Source organism: Ligilactobacillus saerimneri DSM 16049 (genome assembly GCF_000423265.1).
Lineage (GTDB): Bacteria > Bacillota > Bacilli > Lactobacillales > Lactobacillaceae > Ligilactobacillus > Ligilactobacillus saerimneri.
Map to the genome: position 1 here is coordinate 1 of NZ_AUHQ01000033.1, position 17,320 is coordinate 17,320.

Sequence of the window (17,320 nt, forward strand, 5' to 3'; positions counted from 1 at the left end):
GCCACTCAAATGTTTGAACTGGCGAACTCCAATTGAGATCTTTTTGCTTAATCTGCGTCATTAAATTTGTTCAAGTTATTTATTGCAATCTACCTATTTGTTAAAGTACTAAGAACATTTGTTGTTAGTGTAGTATTCCCTTCCAAAACCAATATATTAATATCATCTAATGGTATTCGAAAAGTATCCGTATTTTTCTCTATTACCAAATTACTCAAGCTTAATTTGATAGAGTCACCCTGCTTAACTGTAACAACTCGCCATCCCATAAACATCAGTCACCTTTCTTATGTACAAAAAAACCCGCCCATATGGGCGGGAACTTCGGAATAAATCCTTATCTTTGTAGATTCTGAAGAACTTAGTAATGGAATAAATCTTTAAATCTACAATTCCATTATACTTCTATGCTTAATTTAAATCAATATTTTATTTCTATTTTTAATAACTTCGTATATCTACATATTTACGCTTCAAACGGATTTCTTGCTGTCTTGCATCCTCACATTCTGTCAATTTCTTCTCGCATCATCTGGGTTTCTTCATTTTCAAAGAAGCCTTGGACAATATCAATAAAATATTCGGCAGCTTTCTTCTCACCTTGAGCGATACTTTGCTTAGTCAACTGGTACGCCAAGGTAATAACCACAGGATCAGGTCCAAAAGGAATATCCTGCTTTTCAAAGCATGTCCTAATCATTTCAACATCAGGCGCAATATCCACTGTTTTCGCCTTAGTAGCAATATAGATCAATTCAGACTGCGCTAACTCTGCTTTTTCAAACTGCAAACTAAACGCTTCACAGCACGCTGCTGTTTGCCAATCCTCCTGTTCAACATAGTAGTAACCCAAGTTCCGATAGCACCTTGCCAAGTCATTCGGGCGGAAAGCAATCTTAAAAATCTTTCGGGTCGCATTGCTGTATTCTTTCAACATTCCCCGCACTTTGAATGTTTCAGCATGCTCAAAAGCAATCTGTGCATTAGTTGGGTTCCACTGCATGGCCTCTTCCAAAGCTTCTGCCGCCGCAGCGTAACGCTTCATCTCAAACAATAAACTCCCTGACAACAAATACATCTCAGCATATTTGATCTGTGCTACACGAATTTCTTTTTCACTCTGTGATATTTGATGATAGAGGATCTCTTCAAAGACTTCTTTAAAATCAAAGTACTCACTAACTTGATCGTCCTTACTCATACCTGTTGCTTCACACCTAGCAATCAAGCGTTGAATCTTTTTCAGTGCTCGATTGTTTTCCCCCTTAAACAGTTGGAACCGTACTTCTTCTAATTCCGCATCAAACGCCTGGCTGTCCTGATCAACCATAGCTGCAAATTCTTTTTTTAGTTTCTCTGGAAGCATCTCGTAGATCAGACGTCCACACTCCTGACTAATCTCTCTACTATATCTATTCCTCTGATATTTTTGGGCTTGCTCCTGTAGGTACGTCACATCATGTGTAAGATCTCCTGTCAACCCACTGGTGATTTCCTGCATAATAGTTGTGAACTTCTTTCGGCGCGGTATCAGTTTCATAGTTAATTTACTCCCTTTTTGGCATCACACCACTGTCAACTTCTTTCTTTTAGTATACTTGATGAATAGTCGCAAAAAACTGACTCAATAATAATTAGCCATCTTCTACATAATTACTTCCGCTAACTTAACTATTCATGCAAAAATAACCATTTTATTTGCAAAATAAAAACCCTCCATCCATTTCTTAAAGGAGAGTTACCCATTAGAATCTATTAGTTTCCAAGCTGCATATACAACAACGGATATGGTTGTCCTTGCTCATCTGTTGCTGTCCGTTTATAAACTTTGAACCCTATATGCGCGTAAAAACCTCGTGCCTGCGAATTTTGTTCATTAATAGTCAGACGTTCAACTCCATACTGTGCGATCCCTAGTCGGAGGAGTTGCTTATCCAATCCTCGTCCCCGTTCTTCGGGTGCAATAAAGAGCATTTCCAAAGTTCCTTCCGCAATCCCCATAAAGCCAACTGGTTTTCCCGCTTCATTCTCAGCGATTACCAAGGTTGCTACTTCAGTCACAGCTTGTGGAACATAGTGCTTGATCTTTTCAATTTCTTTTGAACTCAAAAATGAGTGTGTAGCTTGGACTGATTGTTTCCAAATTGTCACCAAGTCTGCTATCAAAGTTGCTGAGCGCTGTTTAACTTCAATTAACTGCATCTGTCTGCCATCCTCTCAGCATTTTCTTCTAAAATAATGTACCACAGAAGTCCATTTCCTGCCTATCTACTGACTTTCGGACCGTTTTGCCAATAAAAAAAGACTGGAGATTTTCTCGCGGCCTTATTGCGTTCAACTTAATTCATCTTGTAACCTCAGTGTGTGAAAATTCTAGCTCCTGCCGAAATCATCCCAAAGAAAATAGTGTTGAACATATCCTATTACAAAAACTTATAAACAGTAGCTTATGCCAATAACAACATTTCTTGTTTCCCTATGCATGTCCTAATCGTCTATTAGTTTGGCTCTTCTTTACACTTTTTGCGTGAACAAATTCATACTAACAGTAATTTTGACACTGGTAGGTGGTCAGTAGAATTATTCCCAACAAAAATAGTGCTCCTAATAAAGATGTGATCTAATCAATAGAGATTATAACTTGCATAGATATTCTACATTCTCGCCAAATTAGGTCAATAAATTTACTTAATTCACTTTGGAAAATTTTTGTTTCTTGGCTGGTTTACTCTACCACTTTATACCGAAGTAGATTATATAAATGGGGACCATCATTTATAAGTATCACTGTTCTCCTTCTAACCATGAATTACTAAACAAAAAATGTCTTTCTTACTTGAACTCAAATTTAAGATAAGAAAGACACTTATGTACCATAACTTATTACTTATTTTTAATTATCGTTTGGGAAATCTTCGGACTAAATGCTGAAGGGCTTTTAACTTCGCTACTGCTTCTTCGTTGGATAATATTGTAGTAAGTGTGACATCTTTCCAATCCGCATTATCATAGGTGAAAGTAAGCGCCATTCCTATTTTCCCGCTCGTTCTTACTATTTGAAACTGCAAATATGGTTCCGTAAAATTAGATGTATACTCATCCCTATAACCAATGATAATTTGCGCTAATGCATCACTAACTTCTACTAATTCGTAAGTTAGCAGACATGGATCTTGATATGTAACAGTATCTTTTTTATCCCTATATTTAACTTCACAGATAAGCCAATTGGCATCATAATTGAACTCATCATGTGCTGATATAATATCAGGAAATTCATAATCTTTGATTGTAAATTCGATATATTGATCTTCATTTTGGAGAATCATCTAATCACCCTTTTCAATATGCTAATTATGTAATTATTCATAGGGAAGTGATCATCATGGACCATGTAATATCAATCATTATCAATTTAATCGACGTATCCCTCTTAGCTATTTTCTATATCTCATGCCAAAAAGAAAACTTTTCCCAGCGTGAAAAGTTGCATATCGGCGTAATAGTTATTGCAATCTGCATTGTTGAAGTGAACCCTTTAAGTTGGACACTTTAATTTAGGCAACTTTTTCTAAGGCAAGATTCCGATATTCGATCGGTGTCTTGCCTTTTAATATATGTCTTATTCTATATTGGTTATAATATTCTATCCACTCCGTCATTGCTTTAATCAATTTGTCTTTGGTTTAATAATGATGTTCATAATACAATTCCGTTTTCATGGTATGAAAGAAACTTTCCATCGGCGCATTATCTAAACAAGTTGCGCGACGCGACATACTTTGAAAAATATGGTGTTTCTTCAGTGTTTGACGCCAAGTATTCGTTTGATATTGAATTCCTTGGTCACTATGAACAGTCATTCGATAGTTGAGTAGCGGACGCTTATTAATCAGCTCGCTTAGAGGTTTCATCACCAAGTCAGTAGTTGGGTGATCGCTGATATTGAAACTCACAATCTCACCGGAATACAGATCTTTAATTGGTGAAAGGTAAACTCGCTCAGCTTGGCCCATATTGCCATAGCGAAACTCACTTATATCGGTCACCATCTTCTGGTATGGGCGATTAGTTTTAAACCTACGGTTTAACCGATTCTTGGCCTTCTTGCCCTGGGGACCAATCGCTGAATTGTATTTACGGGTTTGACGATTATACATCTGTGATGATAACCCATTCTCACGCATTAGACGACTAACCCGCTTGTGATTAGACTTAATTCCACGGCGGTGAAGCTCATCGGTTACTGGGCGATAACCGTAACTGGGATTCTGTTGTTTGATACTTTTAATGATTTGGAGTAGTTCTTGATTATCTTTGCCTTCATGGCGATGTGCTTGATAATAGAATGTACTCCGCTTAATAGTAGTGTATGGCAAAATCTCCATTAAGCTAAATTTAAATTCGTGCCCTAGTTCTTGAATGATTTGGTACTCTTCTTTAGTCGTCCGCGTCGTTGAACTAAGGCTTCGAGTTTTTTTAGGTATTCATTCTCCACTCTTAAAGCCCGATTCTCAGCTTTTAAACGTTCTAGTTCTGATAATTGCTTACTAGCTTGACGATTATTTTTGGTAGTCATATGCTTTGCCCGTCCTTTTCTGGTAAACAAGGCTTTTTATCCATACTGGTTGAGCTTTCTTTGCCAGGTGGCAATTGTACCAGGATTACTAATATCAAATTGGAGCGCCGTTTGCAGGAATGAAGCCTTGTGTTGTTTCTTCCAGTTTAAGACTTTTAGCTTAAAATCACCATCATAATCATATTTGGGTGTCCGAATTTTCAGACCTGGAATACCATATTTTTGATAACGAGCAACCCACATTAGGACAGAGGTATGTTGCTTTATTCCTGATCGTTGCGCAATAGTCGGTGAACCGATTCCAGATAAATACATTTGAACAGCTTTAAGTTTAATTTCGAAACTAAATTTAGTCATATTCAAAACCCCCATAGTTGGAATTTTCTGTCCAACTATGGGGTTCACTTCAACTGAACTTGATGAACAAGCCAATTCCTACGAAACCCAAGTCAGTCACTACAAGGAACTAATTCAAAAAGATCCTAGCTGGGAAATGGCCGGAATCTTTGCCGATGATGGAATCTAAGGAACTAATACCAAGAAACGGGAACAATTTAATAAAATGATTGCCGCTTGTAAAGCTGGTAAGATTGACTTAATTGTCACCAAATCAATTAGTCGGTTTGCGCGGAATACAATTGACTGTCTAAAGTATATCCGGGACTTGAAAGCCATCAATGTGGCAATCTTTTTTGAAAAAGAGAACGTTAACACAATGGACACCAAAGGTGAGGTTCTAATTACCATTAGGGCTTCCTTCGCCCTGCAAGAAAGTGAGTCTTTATCGCAAAATGTTAAACTTGGTTTGCAATATCGTTACCAGCAAGGCAAGGTTCTGATTAACCATAATCACTTTTTGAGCTATACCAAGGATAAAGATGGCAATTTAGTGATTGAACCAGAAGAAGCTAAAACGGTTAAACGAATTTTCTATAGCTACCTGCAAGGGATGACGATGAAACAAATCGCTGAATCACTTAAAGCAGATGGTGTCTTAACCGGCGGCAAGGGAACCAATTGGGGATCTAGTGGCGTTAATCGGATCCTCAAAAATGAAAAATATATGGGCAATGCACTCCTCCAGAAAACTTATACCGTTGACTTTTTAACCAAGAAACGAGTTAAGAATAAAGGGATCATGCCCCAATACTATGTTGAAAATGACCATCCAGCGATTATTCCTAAATCGGTCTTCATGCAAGTACAGAATCTAATCTGTCAACGGCGTAACGGCATTACTACCAAAAATGGTCGTCACCGCAGAGTTAACAGCAAATATTGCTTTTCGCAACGGGTCTTTTGCGGAAAATGCGGTGACATCTTCCAGAGAAACATGTGGTATCGGCCAACCAAAGTTGCTGTTTGGCGTTGTGCCAGCCGAATTAGACGCAGCAAGAAAGGTCGACGTTGTATGATTCGTAATATTAAGGAACCGTTATTAAAAGCGGCAACCCTTGATGCCATCAATCAGCTAATCGAAAGCCATGAGCTAGCCGATAAACAAATTAAGGCTAACATCATGAAGATCGTGAAGAATTCCAAAGGGCCAACAATTGAAGAACTTGATAAGCAACTGGAAGATGCACAGTTAAAACTAATCCAAGCTGCAAACCATCATCAAAACCGCAATGAACTTACCTAATAAGTGATGGACCTGCGCCAACAAAAGGAAGAGGTTCAAAGTTTAGAAACGGAAAATCAGGTCAAGCTCCATAACATCGATCAGGTCAGCGACTTCGTGGACGAACACCAACATGGTATTCAGGAATTCGATCCGCAACTTGTCCGCCGCCTAATCGAAAAAATCACCATCTTTCAACGTTACATGGAGTTCACGTTCAAAGATAGTGAAGTGGTTAAAGTTAAGTTGTAAATATTCAGGATATACGACACTCAGTTATTTTAGCTTTTTTAGAAGTTGATCCACAGCAGCCTTGATTTGAACCTGAGCAATATCAAACATTTGAATGTTCTTGAAATCTTCCTGCCCTAAGATTAACGGCAATTCGGTACATCCCAAGACTGCACCATCAAGGTGATCTTTTTGAACCATCTTATTGATAATTGTCATTAACTGCTGCTTAGTCTCTTTCTTAACAATCCCGTTTTCGAGTTCATCTACAATTTTTTTATGAATTATGGATTGATCATTTTCACTGGGACGGCAAACTTTAATTCCGGCCTCTCGAAATGGCTTGATGAAAAAGTCATTTTGCATTGTAAATTTGGTGCCTAGTAAAGCTAATCGTTGAAGGTGCAACTGCTGGGTAGCCGCTACCGTTGTCTCGACAATGCTTAACAATGGCAAATCAGTGCGCGCTTGAATCTGATCAAATAATAGATGGGGCATATTGCCACACATCAATCCAAAGTCACACCCGGCTTTCAATAAATTATTGGCCACAGCTCCTACATAACCGGCGACTTTATCATACTGTTGAGCATCAAGCAGACGGAACATGTGGTACATATTAATGGATTCGATAGTGATACGAGGCAGCTCTTTATCAGTCCCGATCCGCTCCTGATACTGCTTAATGATTGCCGAATAGTAATTCATTGTTGCTTCTGGGCCTATACCACCGATAATGCCCAGTTTCTGCATCTGGATCATCCCCTAATTATTTAGAATTATTTGAATTCTTTTTTGCAGGTCTGGAATTACCTGCTCCTCGAACCATGGATTTTTTGCCTCCCAAATTTTATTTCGTGGTGACGGATGAACGATTGGAAAATAGTCTGGCAGGTATTGCTGATAATTCCTGACAATATCAGTCAACCGATCTTTGTACCTTAGGTGAAGGTACCTCCTCGTCGCATAAGCGCCCACTAAAATGGTTAACTGAATATCAGGCATTAATTTCAATAGCTGTGGATGCCAATTTTGAGCAAATCCTTTACGCGGTGGGAGATCACCAGACTTACCTTTTCCGGGATAATAAAAATCCATTGGTAAAATTGCAATCATTCCAGAATTATAGAAAACATCTCTCGAAACCCCTAACCAGGTCCGAAGACGATCACCACTAGGATCATCCCAGAATTTCATTTTTTCTTGGGCAATTCGTCCTGGTGCTTGACCAATGATATTTATTCTGGCAGATGAAGAAGCATAGTAAAGTGGCTTGATCCCTTGCTTTGTAAAAGATTCATTATCAGGATCTGCTTGAATTTCTTGAAAAATCTTTTGAAATTCACTTTGCATATAATATGACCCACCTTTCTCTTATTTTCTAAACTGATATAACGTGTATATTATCAACTAAGCAATAATTGCCTAATTAAACTAATTTTCGAATAATTCAATTCGACGTAATTGACGCTTCAGTTGACCTTGCTTTTCTAATAAAGCAAATTTACGAGACAGGGTTTCAGGTGTTGTTCCAAGGTATAAGGCTAAGTCCTTCATTTTTAAGGGTAAGGTAAAATTGTTTTTACCAATTTCATCTGCATATGTTTGTAAATACTTTAATAACCGGTCTTCAACCTTCGGCAAAGCCAACAAGTGAATTTGTTTTTGTATTTCCAAAACTTTAACAATATTTAGTTCCAATAATCGAATACTTAATTCTGGCTGTTTATACATCAGCTTCAGCAGATCCTGCCGTTTTAATAAACAAATTTCACTGTGTTCCGTAGCCTCGACGTAATTATTGATATTTTCTTGACCAAAAAGCCAATCCTCACCAATATAATCACCCGTATGCAAGATTTGCAAAACATTCTCATAGCCGTTTTCATCTAAGGTGTACTGCTTAGCGTTACCATCAGCGATAATTACTAAATTATCATTTATCGTTGGATCAATTATTACTTCGCCCTTTTGATAATTTTTATGCTGAACTAATTTTTCGATTTGCATCTTCTCATCCTGGGGTAAAGCATTAAATAGTGGTACTAAGTTAACACATAAATCAGCCATTAAATTCATCGTCCTTTAATTAAAAGTCATCATCGTCTTCTTCGACATACAATCCTTCTTTTAGTTCATGACCTAAGAAGTCTTGAGTTACCCGAATTTGCTCCTTAATCCAAGCCATTAAATTAGTTAAATTAGCAGATAATTCTGGCCAACTTTCATTGTTAGCTAAAGCAATTGCCTTAGTAATGAAGAGCGTTTGCGTATCAAAATCTTTTACCAAGGCAAACAGTTGTTCATCACCTGCTAAATATTTACTACTGCCATCTTCTTCTAACATAGTATATTCCTTAAATTGAGCTGTAATTGTTGGAATACTTTCACCATTATTAACCAATAAGTGATTCAATTGATCAAGTTCCTGAAGTTCATAAGTAATCCAACCGGCAGCTTTTTCGGCTAAAAAAAGACTAGCAGATCCTTTAGCAAATAAGTTAGCTTGGTTAATCTTTAAAGAATGGATTAACAAGTTAGAAATAATGTGACCAGTCATGGCAGCTGCCGTTGGCTGATGGTGATCAAGGTCGCTTTGCTTCAATTCCGCCTGGTATTTTTCTTCTGCATTCATCAGTTAAGCTCCTTTTCCTTAATTTCTTGTACTTCATAACCCATTTTTTCAATAGCTGTCTTGACGTCAACAGTTTTAGTCTTATCAGGATCCAACGTAAATTTTAGCTTGCCTGCATTGAATAAAACTTTGATTTGGTCGGTTCCATCCAAACTACCAACCGCCCTTTCAATTTTGCTTAAGCATGAAGGACAGGTCATACCAGATAATTTCATCATTACTTTTTCCATGATTAAATTCCCCTTCCTTATTAATTTACATATCTAATGATACTTTGTTTTGCTGACTATAAACTTGATGATCGTCAATTTTGTTGAAATTTAATTAATCGCATCCCGTTCAAGATAACAATTAAGATGCTAAATTCATGAATAAACATCCCACTTGCCATTTCAACATAACCCGCAAACAAACCGATGAACAACAATAAGACTGTCAGTAAAGCCATCACGATATTTTCACTCATGTTCAAAATTGTCTTCTTGGATAATCCAAGGGCATAAGCGATCTTTCGCAAGTCATTTTTAACTAAAACGATGTCTGAAACGTCAATGGCAACATCTGCTCCACTACCAACGGCAATTGCAACATTAGCATTAGCTAAGGCCGGACTATCATTGATCCCATCACCAATAAAAGCAATATGGTGTCCCTTAGCTCTTTCTTTTTTAACAAAAGCTGCCTTGTCTTGTGGCAACATTTGACCATGAACTTCATCGATTGGCAACTTCGCCGCAATTCGTTCAGCAGTTTCTTGATTGTCTCCAGAAAGCATCACGATCTTCTTAACCCCTAATTCTTTTAAGTGGGTTAAAGCATCATTAGCTTCTGGGCGCAATTGGTCTTTAATGCCAAAAACAGCTAATTGACTTTGGTCCTTATTGGTAAAAGTGACAATTGAATTACCTAATTGACTCAAATAATCAATTGTTTTACCCAATTTTGCATTGGCACGAGTGTTTTCAACAATGAATTTTTGGTTACCTAAATAATATTTTTGATTATTTAAAGTAGCGATGATTCCCTTACCCTTAACAGTTTCCACTTTAATTGAAGCTGGCTTTTCTTTATTTAATTTGGCAATTGCCTGAGCTAAGGGGTGGTTACTTTGACGCTCAATTTGAGCAGCTAATTTAATAATTTCATCTTTGGGCCCATTTAATACCTCAATTGCACTAACTTCTGGATGTCCGATAGTCAAAGTGCCGGTTTTATCAAAAGCAATTTCATCAATCCGATGAGTTTGGTCCATCACTTGCGACCCTTTAAACATAATGCCATTTTTAGCACCATTACCGATACCAGCAACTGTAGATACTGGCACACCAATAACTAAAGCACCTGGGCAACCCAGCACCATAACTGTAACAGCCAGCCTAATGTCTTTAGTAATTAAACCTACAACGATTGCAATTATAAGTACGGCAGGAGTGTAATATTTGGAAAACCGGTTAATTAACTTTTCTGTATGTGACTTTGTATCTTGTGCTTCTTCAACTATTTCGATAATTTTACCGAAAGTCGTATCTTCACCGACTGCGGTAGTTTCGACAGTCAATGTACCGTTTTCAAGGATAGTTCCTGCATATACTTCATTACCAGCTTTTTTATTAACTAATTTAGATTCACCGTTAACACTGGCTTCATTAAGATAACCAGAACCTGAAATAACCTTGCCATCGACTGGAACCTGATCACCAGTTTTAACTAAAATCTTCTCACCAGGATCAATGAAATCGACGTCTTTTTTCTCAGTTGAGCCGTCATCTTGAACAACTAACGCAGTCTGTGGTGCCATTTTGGTTAAATCAGCGACGGCTGACCGCGTTTTCTTTAGGGTTAATTCTTCCAGTACATCTCCTAACATGAATAGCCAAGTAACAATGGCTGCTTCATTAAATTCACCAATAATGAAGGCACCGATTACCGCCAGCGATACTAAAACATCAATAGAAATTAATTTAACCCTTAAAGATGATATAGCCGTCAAAACAATTGGAAGCACTCCGACAATCCCCACGATAAGCATTAAAGCCTGGTATGGTAAATTCATGTGCAATAGCCATTTAGATCCTTCAGCAAGCAACAGCAGAATAGTATTAACAAGCAAAAGCTGCTTTTTATACCTCATAAAAAATTGTTGTAACTTAATCATTTTTTACCTCTTCCTTTCTTGACACTACATATCATAGGTAAAAAACAATTTAGATAACTTGACTGTTATCAAGATACTAGTGTCTTTTTATATTTTAAGCAAAAAATCACAGTTTTATCGTGTAAATTTCGTTTAGTAAAAGAGCGAATATACAAAAAAAGACTAGAAACCATGCAAAAAGCATAGACTCTAGCTTTCAAATTTCAGTTCTATAAAAATTAATGTGCCAATTTAATCTCTCCAGCAGCAATTGGCAAAGTTGTATGTGCATCATAACTCATAACATTACCGGCAACGCTAGATGGTAATTTAAGATCCGCTGGTACGCCGTGAACATAAACTACTCGTTTATCTAATTGAAGATCGTCACTACCAAATGCTTGCTTAAATTTTGCTTGTAAATCTTTTAGTGGGACATCCTTATCATATTCATAATGACCGTATTTATCTGCAACTGGGTAGCCATCATGGGGAATGTTCATTTCTTGTGGTGCATCATCAAAAGGAACTATCGTTGTCCCAGATACTGCCTCTGTTACAGGTAAATCAATAAAGCCATCATGATTCACGTCCTGCATTAGCGTCGGAACATGTGGTCCCCTGTCAATAAAATAGACAATTTAAATAGAGACTTTTTTGTCCTATGCCACGACTAAATTTTGAATTTGAGTTTGATACTCATCTTCAAGTTGCTTTGGTGATTTGAATCCACAGTGACTGTGAATTCTAACTGTGTTGTAAAACGTTTCAATGTACTGAAAAACTAGTAGTTTAGCTTCGGAGTATGAATGGATTTTAAACCGATTTATCCATTCACGCTTAATCAAGGCATGAAACGACTCAATGCAGGCATTATCCCAAGGATAAGCTTTCTTTGAATAGCTTAATGTCATGTTAGCTGTAACTTGATTGTAAGCTTTAGACGTAAACTGACTACCACGATCACTGTGCATGATTAATGGCTTGCTAATATGGCGACTGTGCTTAGTCTTTTCAATAAGTGGGATGACATTCGATACTTCCAAGGTTTCAGATAAGTCCCAACCAATGATCCGTCGGGAGTACAAGTCCATAATACTGGTTAAATAAACGAATCCGTCATGAACTGGAATATAAGTGGTGTCAATGCACCAAACGGCGTTTGGTCGCAATGGATTGAACTGCTCGTCTAAAATATTTATTAGCTGTTTATCAAACTTAGAATTGCGAGTGGCAGTCGTCCAATGGGTTAGGTAAACGGCGCGAATGCCAAGTTCACGCATATACTTACCAACAGTTCGTTCAGCGAACTTATATCCTTTTGAGCGAAGTTCTTGGGTGATTCTGCCGGCACCGTAAATACAAAGGCTTTTGAGCCAAATTGCTTTAATTTCACCTTGAATAGCTTTCGCGGCGATTGGTGATTATGACGCTTTTCTCGTTGATAGTAACCACTTCTTGAGATTCCAACATAATCACACATACCATTGATGGAAGAGTGGGATTCCAACGCGTGCTGAACGTCCATTTCTTGGTATACCTTTTCGGTAGTTACTTGCTCAGAATCTCGATTGATTTTTTTAATACTTCGATCGCTCCTTCAGCGTCACGAAGTTGACGCTTTAGTCGTGCAATCTCCTTGTCCTTATCGCTGGCAAAATTACCGGAGCCACGGCCAAACTCCCCAGTCTCAGTAAACAGCTTAATCCATTTATGTAATGTACTAGCCCCAATACCTAGATTCTTACTTATTTCATTCATGGTCATGTGATCCTTGTTATCTAAGTAATACTGAACGGCCTGTTCCTTAAATTCCTTGTTATAACTGTGCTTCGTCATTATTTGATCCTCCAATTTACTTCCTTAATTATACTAAATCAGAGTCTCTATTTAACTTGTACACTTTTTATTCTAGACCCAACTGCAGGTTGTCGTTGAATATGAAAACTACTATATGCCAGATTTCTAGCATCATTTGTATCAGTTTTGTTATAGCGAAAACTAGTTAATTCAATCGTTCCCGTAACGGATTCAAACAGACAAACTGATAATTATTGTCAATTAAAAAGCGTTGAAGGCGCCGCGAATAGACTCCAGTTGCTTCAAAAACAACCTCTGGTTGGGAATATGAACTAAGTAATTTCTTTAATTCGTTAAAACCTAGCATGTCTAATCCTAGTTTAGCTTCTTCAACTAGACATTCATTGATAGCAACAGCGACATTACAACTTTTACTACTAACATCAATTCCAAAAACGCAACGCATTGTATCATCTCCTGTATGAAGTTCAATTCTTGTAAGTAATTATTCCAATTTTCAATATGCGACCTTTAGGCCAACAGACAACGAACGAAATATTAATTACCTAATGAAGTTGCCAGTTTTATATGCAACCTCAAGGGCCAAGAAATCCTTCGACATGTCAACTTCATTACTACTTTAACAAAAGTAGCGAAACCAATACTCCGTCGAGCAATTGATTTCGCTACTAATCTTAGTCTGTTTTATACAGTGGAAGAAACAGAAATTGTCGAAGTAAAACCAACTAAAAAACGGAAAACAGCAACTAAAATTAAGACAACTAAATTGAATTTAGATGCTGAAATTAAATTTGATAAAGTGAAAATTTCGTTGTGTCACGGAGTTGACACTGAAGTAATGAATGACATCTGGGAGTTGATAAAGAAATATGTTAGTTAATTATCACTCTCCTAAACATGTATATATTGTTTGTGGCAACACTGACTTACGTAAAGGAATCGATACACTGGCAATTTTAATTGCCGATAATTTTGGTATGAACCTTTATAATGATTCAATCTTCTTTCATTTTTTTCAGAGGCTGAATTAGAAGAATTAGATGTAGATTCTGATATTTCATCTAAAGAAAATGAAAAAGTTGAAGTAGAGCTCAGAGTAGTTCGCCACCGAAAAGTTAAACCACGTGGTCAACGAGCTGAGTTTCTTGATACTTTAGTACAAGTAGATGTCGTTCATGATCTTGAACAAAAAAATTGTGCTGATTGTCATGAAAAACTCACTCTAATTGGCAAAAAATGTGTTTATCGAGAGGTAGGCTTGAAACAACCTGAGCTTTTTTGTCGTAATCATTATCAGCAAACCTATAAATGTGAAAATTACCACCCAAAAGGTGGCGATAAAATAGTTGCCGGTAAAGTACCTACTAGTCCTATTTTCCCACATATTTATTTTTCCAGTAGTGTATTAGCTCAAGTAGTTACTTCTAAATATTTAATGGCTGTACCATTGAATAGACAAGCAATATTTTTTAAACATATTGGCTTACCAATAGATACAAAGCATATGGTACGTGCCATCATTAAATTGAGTGAACAGTTAGAAACAATTTACAATGAACTTACTAAGATTTTATTGAAAAATCCAGTTATTCATATGGACTAAACTCCTTTTCAGGTGTTGGAAGAAAAGAACCGAAGTAAACCGTATTTTTGGGTAATGAGAACGACAGAAGAATTTTCAAATCATCAAATAGTTGTGTTTAATTACTCTAGTAGCCGAAAGCAAGAAAATATTTCTAATCTGGTTGGAGCCTACACTGGAGCAATTATGTGTGATGGTTATAATGCCTATAGCAGTGAAATGTATCCACAAATTACATATGGTAGCTGTTTGGTGCATATACGCAGACATTTTGTGGAAATAGTTAAATCTTTAAAGCAAGGAAAAGGATCATATGCAGTAAGAGCGGTAGAATTATTAAATCGTATTTTTAAAGAAGAAAAGAAGCTTGAGTATCAAAATGCCGAAGAAAAAGCACTGAAGCGGAAGCTTCATTTGAAAAAAGATGTTGATGAATTCTACGATTTTCTGGATACTATCCCTAATCCTAGCAGTAAGTTAAAGAAAGCTGTTGAATATGCCAAAAAATTTCGGCCTAGATTAGAAAATATATATAAAATTGGCAAACTCCCTCTATCAAACAATCCGATAGAACAAGTGATTAGGCTATCTACCTTAATTCGTAAGAACTCATTGTTTGCGAGAAGCGTTGATGGTGCCAAAGCTAGTGCAATATTTTATAGTTTAGTTCAAACAGCTAAGTTGAATGGACTAGATATATTCAAGTATTTCAACTACATTTTCTCACTATTAGAAAAACGAGAAAATGTCAAGGTTGGAGCTTATTTGCCATGGAATTCTAAAGTTAAAGAAATTTGTACAAAGTAAGGCCCTCAAAATCACATTTTCCTAGTGATTTTGAGGGCCTTTTTATCTGCAATATCACACTATAGTATTAGTGTGCTTACATTCAATTAACCTTTCAATACATCATTTAATGCTTCCGACATTGTCGGATGAGTATAAATCTGATCTCTTAACATTGCATATGGTAATTTAGCTTTCATCGCCAATGCAATTAAATTAATTACTTCATATGATTCTTCACCGTAAATTGTCGCACCTAAAATTTCTTCTGTATCTGGATTTACTAAGATTTTATACATTCCACGAGTATTTCCTATTACTTTAGCTTTTGGAATAGAAATAGCTGCCAATTTAAATAGCTTATACTCAATTCCTCTATTTTTAGCTTCCACTTCATTTAAACCAACTCTAGATAGTGCTGGTGTAGTGAAGACACTATAAGGAACTAACTTTCTATCACTAATTTTTCTTTCACCTTTTCCATAAAGTTGGTCAAAAATAATTCTAAAGTCATCTAGAGAAATGTAAGTAAATTGTGGTCCACCTTTGACATCACCAATTGCCCAGATATTTTCTGCAGTTGTTCTTAAATAGTCATCAACCTTAATTGCCCCACGTTCATCTAGTTCAATATCAGTATTTTCTAATCCTAGACCTTCAGTTACTGGCTTTCTTCCAGTTGCTACCAATAATTTATCAGCTTCAACAGTTTGTTTTTGACCATTGATTTCGTAAACAACTTCTACTTTATCAGATAGATCTCTAACTTCTACAACTTTTACCCCTAATTTAAATTCAATACCATCTTGACTTAAGTCATTGAAAAGCATTTCTGATATATCATCATCTTCACGCTTTAGGAATTTTTCATTAGTGTCTAAAACTGTTACTTTAGCCCCATAACGAGCGAACATTGAAGCAAATTCCATACCAATATACCCAGCACCTAAAATTACTAATTCATTTGGTAAGGAATTTTGATCCATAGCTGCTGTTGAATCTAAAATATACTTACTTTCTTCCAAACCTTTAACTTGTGGAATTATCGGAGTAGCTCCAGTATTGATAAATATTCTCTCGCCCTTAATCTTAGTCTTTTCACCACTGTCCAAAAAAATTTCAATCGTATGATTATCAACAAATTTAGCTGTCCCATCTAAAACAGTTGCCGTTTCTTCATCTGCGACCATATGATAATTCTTATTTCTTAAAGCTGTTGTCATTTCATTTTTTTGCTTAACAGCATCTTCAAACTTAATTCCACGTTGAGCATTAATAATCAAATTTTTTGATGGTAAGCAAGCAATATTAATACATGTTCCACCATACATCTTCTTAGACTTTTCTACTACTAAAACTGATTCTCCTTTAGCAGCTAAATTCTTAGCTAAAGTTTTTCCACCTTTTCCAAATCCAATGATTATATTTTTAAATTCTTGCATCTAAATAACCCTCTTCCTAGCTCAAATTCAAATAGATAGTATCATATATACTTTCATTTTACTAACAAAAAGTAATTATTTCGCGATAAAAAAATGACAAATCATGTTCTTTAAAAAACAGGTTCTTTGTCAAAAAGAACCTGTTTTTATTTTATAAACGCCTTAACCATGCGGTTTCTAGAGCCCTACTTTACTCTTTCCAGCACCGTGACTGACTCCACATGTGTCGTTTACCTTATTCTAATCACACATCATGTCAAATACCTAAGTAACGCGGTTTATTGATCCTTTTGAGGTATAAATTTCTACAACGATCTAACAAGATAGATGCTGACTCACTATCTTCAAGTACGACTAATTTTACTATTTGGCAGATTGTAAAATTTAAGTTGAACATTTTAGTGGACAGAAAAACCCATAAAGGTCTTTAATGGTGTCGTTACAACATTCCATTAGAAAGAAGGACCTTTATGGGCACCACTATCTTAT

At 36.5% G+C, this 17,320-nt stretch carries 21 protein-coding genes and 3 pseudogenes; 6 read left to right on the top strand and 18 right to left on the bottom strand.

All coding sequences use genetic code 11. The annotated features are described in order from the left end of the window. Positions 1–502: 502 nt before the first annotated feature. The 7 genes from G541_RS0107275 to G541_RS10415 all read right to left on the bottom strand — a co-directional run bounded on the left by G541_RS0107275 (position 503) and on the right by G541_RS10415 (position 4,936). Positions 503–1,540 (bottom strand): tetratricopeptide repeat protein, encoded by a 1,038-nt coding sequence (locus tag G541_RS0107275; protein WP_155824540.1) that lies wholly within the window; start codon positions 1,538–1,540, stop codon positions 503–505. Between the two features lie 215 nt (positions 1,541–1,755). Next, the gene (locus G541_RS0107280; RefSeq protein WP_027827006.1) at positions 1,756–2,202 is read right to left on the bottom strand and encodes a GNAT family N-acetyltransferase; all 447 of its coding nucleotides are present in this window, start codon (positions 2,200–2,202) and stop codon (positions 1,756–1,758) included. A 695-nt stretch (positions 2,203–2,897) separates the two neighbouring features. Further along, on the bottom strand, positions 2,898–3,329 hold the full coding sequence (locus G541_RS0107285; RefSeq protein ID WP_027827007.1) for a WapI family immunity protein: 432 nt from the start codon (positions 3,327–3,329) through the stop codon (positions 2,898–2,900). 228 nt (positions 3,330–3,557) lie between these two features. Then, positions 3,558–3,662, bottom strand: a complete 105-nt coding sequence (locus tag G541_RS10805; RefSeq protein WP_081654801.1) for an IS3 family transposase — start codon at positions 3,660–3,662, stop codon at positions 3,558–3,560. Between the two features lie 24 nt (positions 3,663–3,686). Beyond that, positions 3,687–4,487, bottom strand: coding sequence for an IS3 family transposase (locus tag G541_RS09620; RefSeq protein ID WP_155824542.1), 801 nt, complete (start codon positions 4,485–4,487; stop codon positions 3,687–3,689). Next, the gene (locus G541_RS10545; RefSeq protein ID WP_169439839.1) at positions 4,412–4,579 is read right to left on the bottom strand and encodes a hypothetical protein; all 168 of its coding nucleotides are present in this window, start codon (positions 4,577–4,579) and stop codon (positions 4,412–4,414) included. The genes G541_RS09620 and G541_RS10545 overlap by 76 nt, the downstream gene beginning before the upstream one ends. Positions 4,580–4,615: 36 nt before the next feature. Then, positions 4,616–4,936 carry a terminase gpP N-terminus-related DNA-binding protein gene (locus tag G541_RS10415; protein ID WP_162139337.1) on the bottom strand — a complete coding sequence of 107 codons (321 nt, stop codon included), beginning with the start codon at positions 4,934–4,936 and terminating at the stop codon, positions 4,616–4,618. A gap of 37 nt (positions 4,937–4,973) precedes the next feature. On the opposite strand from G541_RS10415, the gene G541_RS10830 reads away from it, so the two are divergent. From G541_RS10830 to G541_RS10845, 4 genes and pseudogenes are all read left to right on the top strand, one after another. Then, positions 4,974–5,105 (top strand): hypothetical protein, encoded by a 132-nt coding sequence (locus G541_RS10830; protein ID WP_258409051.1) that lies wholly within the window; start codon positions 4,974–4,976, stop codon positions 5,103–5,105. Positions 5,106–5,120: 15 nt separating this feature from the next. Next, positions 5,121–5,783 (top strand): annotated as a pseudogene (locus G541_RS10835) (recombinase family protein); the annotation flags it as partial. Next, positions 5,775–6,221, top strand: a complete 447-nt coding sequence (locus G541_RS10840) for a recombinase zinc ribbon domain-containing protein (RefSeq protein WP_258409052.1) — start codon at positions 5,775–5,777, stop codon at positions 6,219–6,221. The pseudogene G541_RS10835 and the gene G541_RS10840, both read left to right, overlap by 9 nt. A gap of 3 nt (positions 6,222–6,224) precedes the next feature. Beyond that, on the top strand, positions 6,225–6,452 hold the full coding sequence (locus tag G541_RS10845; RefSeq protein WP_235806365.1) for a hypothetical protein: 228 nt from the start codon (positions 6,225–6,227) through the stop codon (positions 6,450–6,452). A gap of 24 nt (positions 6,453–6,476) precedes the next feature. Here G541_RS10845 and G541_RS0107315 read toward each other — a convergent pair whose 3' ends face one another. The 10 genes and pseudogenes from G541_RS0107315 to G541_RS0107360 form a co-directional block, all read right to left on the bottom strand. Further along, complete coding sequence (locus G541_RS0107315; protein WP_035163146.1) at positions 6,477–7,184, bottom strand: aspartate/glutamate racemase family protein; 708 nt, start codon at positions 7,182–7,184, stop codon at positions 6,477–6,479. 12 nt (positions 7,185–7,196) lie between these two features. After that, complete coding sequence (locus tag G541_RS0107320) at positions 7,197–7,784, bottom strand: uracil-DNA glycosylase family protein (protein ID WP_027827009.1); 588 nt, start codon at positions 7,782–7,784, stop codon at positions 7,197–7,199. An 81-nt stretch (positions 7,785–7,865) separates the two neighbouring features. Next, on the bottom strand, positions 7,866–8,501 hold the full coding sequence (locus G541_RS0107325; protein ID WP_035163148.1) for a Crp/Fnr family transcriptional regulator: 636 nt from the start codon (positions 8,499–8,501) through the stop codon (positions 7,866–7,868). A 19-nt stretch (positions 8,502–8,520) separates the two neighbouring features. Continuing rightward, on the bottom strand, positions 8,521–9,066 hold the full coding sequence (locus G541_RS0107330) for a DNA-binding protein (protein WP_027827011.1): 546 nt from the start codon (positions 9,064–9,066) through the stop codon (positions 8,521–8,523). Then, on the bottom strand, positions 9,066–9,296 hold the full coding sequence (locus tag G541_RS0107335; RefSeq protein ID WP_004897838.1) for a heavy-metal-associated domain-containing protein: 231 nt from the start codon (positions 9,294–9,296) through the stop codon (positions 9,066–9,068). The genes G541_RS0107330 and G541_RS0107335 overlap by 1 nt, the downstream gene beginning before the upstream one ends. A gap of 74 nt (positions 9,297–9,370) precedes the next feature. After that, on the bottom strand, positions 9,371–11,221 hold the full coding sequence (locus G541_RS0107340) for a heavy metal translocating P-type ATPase (protein WP_027827012.1): 1,851 nt from the start codon (positions 11,219–11,221) through the stop codon (positions 9,371–9,373). A 218-nt stretch (positions 11,222–11,439) separates the two neighbouring features. Continuing rightward, a pseudogene (locus G541_RS09640) lies at positions 11,440–11,814 on the bottom strand (hypothetical protein); the annotation flags it as partial. A 48-nt stretch (positions 11,815–11,862) separates the two neighbouring features. Then, positions 11,863–12,618 carry an IS3 family transposase gene (locus G541_RS09645; RefSeq protein ID WP_420890029.1) on the bottom strand — a complete coding sequence of 252 codons (756 nt, stop codon included), beginning with the start codon at positions 12,616–12,618 and terminating at the stop codon, positions 11,863–11,865. Between the two features lie 133 nt (positions 12,619–12,751). Next, entirely contained in the window at positions 12,752–13,039 is a 288-nt protein-coding gene (locus tag G541_RS0107355) for a transposase (protein WP_027827013.1), read from the bottom strand. 166 nt (positions 13,040–13,205) lie between these two features. Continuing rightward, positions 13,206–13,466 (bottom strand): IS110 family transposase, encoded by a 261-nt coding sequence (locus G541_RS0107360; protein ID WP_027827014.1) that lies wholly within the window; start codon positions 13,464–13,466, stop codon positions 13,206–13,208. Between the two features lie 424 nt (positions 13,467–13,890). On the opposite strand from G541_RS0107360, the gene tnpB reads away from it, so the two are divergent. Continuing rightward, entirely contained in the window at positions 13,891–14,052 is a 162-nt protein-coding gene (gene tnpB / locus G541_RS10820) for an IS66 family insertion sequence element accessory protein TnpB (RefSeq protein WP_081654804.1), read from the top strand. A 227-nt stretch (positions 14,053–14,279) separates the two neighbouring features. Beyond that, a pseudogene (gene tnpC, locus G541_RS09650) lies at positions 14,280–15,410 on the top strand (IS66 family transposase). Positions 15,411–15,496: 86 nt separating this feature from the next. Here the strand turns inward: tnpC and G541_RS0107375 are convergent. After that, the gene (locus G541_RS0107375) at positions 15,497–16,831 is read right to left on the bottom strand and encodes an FAD-dependent oxidoreductase (protein ID WP_027827016.1); all 1,335 of its coding nucleotides are present in this window, start codon (positions 16,829–16,831) and stop codon (positions 15,497–15,499) included. Positions 16,832–17,320 lie beyond the last annotated feature (489 nt).

Coding starts and splice junctions, on each gene's coding strand:
- G541_RS0107275 (WP_155824540.1), bottom strand. CDS start 1,540: ATGAAACTGATACCGCGCCGAAAGAAGTTCACAACTATTATGCAGGAA.
- G541_RS0107280 (WP_027827006.1), bottom strand. CDS start 2,202: ATGCAGTTAATTGAAGTTAAACAGCGCTCAGCAACTTTGATAGCAGAC.
- G541_RS0107285 (WP_027827007.1), bottom strand. CDS start 3,329: ATGATTCTCCAAAATGAAGATCAATATATCGAATTTACAATCAAAGAT.
- G541_RS10805 (WP_081654801.1), bottom strand. CDS start 3,662: ATGACGGAGTGGATAGAATATTATAACCAATATAGAATAAGACATATA.
- G541_RS10545 (WP_169439839.1), bottom strand. CDS start 4,579: ATGACTACCAAAAATAATCGTCAAGCTAGTAAGCAATTATCAGAACTA.
- G541_RS10415 (WP_162139337.1), bottom strand. CDS start 4,936: ATGACTAAATTTAGTTTCGAAATTAAACTTAAAGCTGTTCAAATGTAT.
- G541_RS10830 (WP_258409051.1), top strand. CDS start 4,974: ATGGGGTTCACTTCAACTGAACTTGATGAACAAGCCAATTCCTACGAA.
- G541_RS10840 (WP_258409052.1), top strand. CDS start 5,775: ATGCAAGTACAGAATCTAATCTGTCAACGGCGTAACGGCATTACTACC.
- G541_RS0107315 (WP_035163146.1), bottom strand. CDS start 7,184: ATGCAGAAACTGGGCATTATCGGTGGTATAGGCCCAGAAGCAACAATG.
- G541_RS0107320 (WP_027827009.1), bottom strand. CDS start 7,784: ATGCAAAGTGAATTTCAAAAGATTTTTCAAGAAATTCAAGCAGATCCT.
- G541_RS0107325 (WP_035163148.1), bottom strand. CDS start 8,501: ATGGCTGATTTATGTGTTAACTTAGTACCACTATTTAATGCTTTACCC.
- G541_RS0107330 (WP_027827011.1), bottom strand. CDS start 9,066: ATGAATGCAGAAGAAAAATACCAGGCGGAATTGAAGCAAAGCGACCTT.
- G541_RS0107335 (WP_004897838.1), bottom strand. CDS start 9,296: ATGGAAAAAGTAATGATGAAATTATCTGGTATGACCTGTCCTTCATGC.
- G541_RS0107340 (WP_027827012.1), bottom strand. CDS start 11,221: ATGATTAAGTTACAACAATTTTTTATGAGGTATAAAAAGCAGCTTTTG.
- G541_RS0107355 (WP_027827013.1), bottom strand. CDS start 13,039: ATGACGAAGCACAGTTATAACAAGGAATTTAAGGAACAGGCCGTTCAG.
- G541_RS0107360 (WP_027827014.1), bottom strand. CDS start 13,466: ATGCGTTGCGTTTTTGGAATTGATGTTAGTAGTAAAAGTTGTAATGTC.
- tnpB (WP_081654804.1), top strand. CDS start 13,891: ATGTTAGTTAATTATCACTCTCCTAAACATGTATATATTGTTTGTGGC.
- G541_RS0107375 (WP_027827016.1), bottom strand. CDS start 16,831: ATGCAAGAATTTAAAAATATAATCATTGGATTTGGAAAAGGTGGAAAA.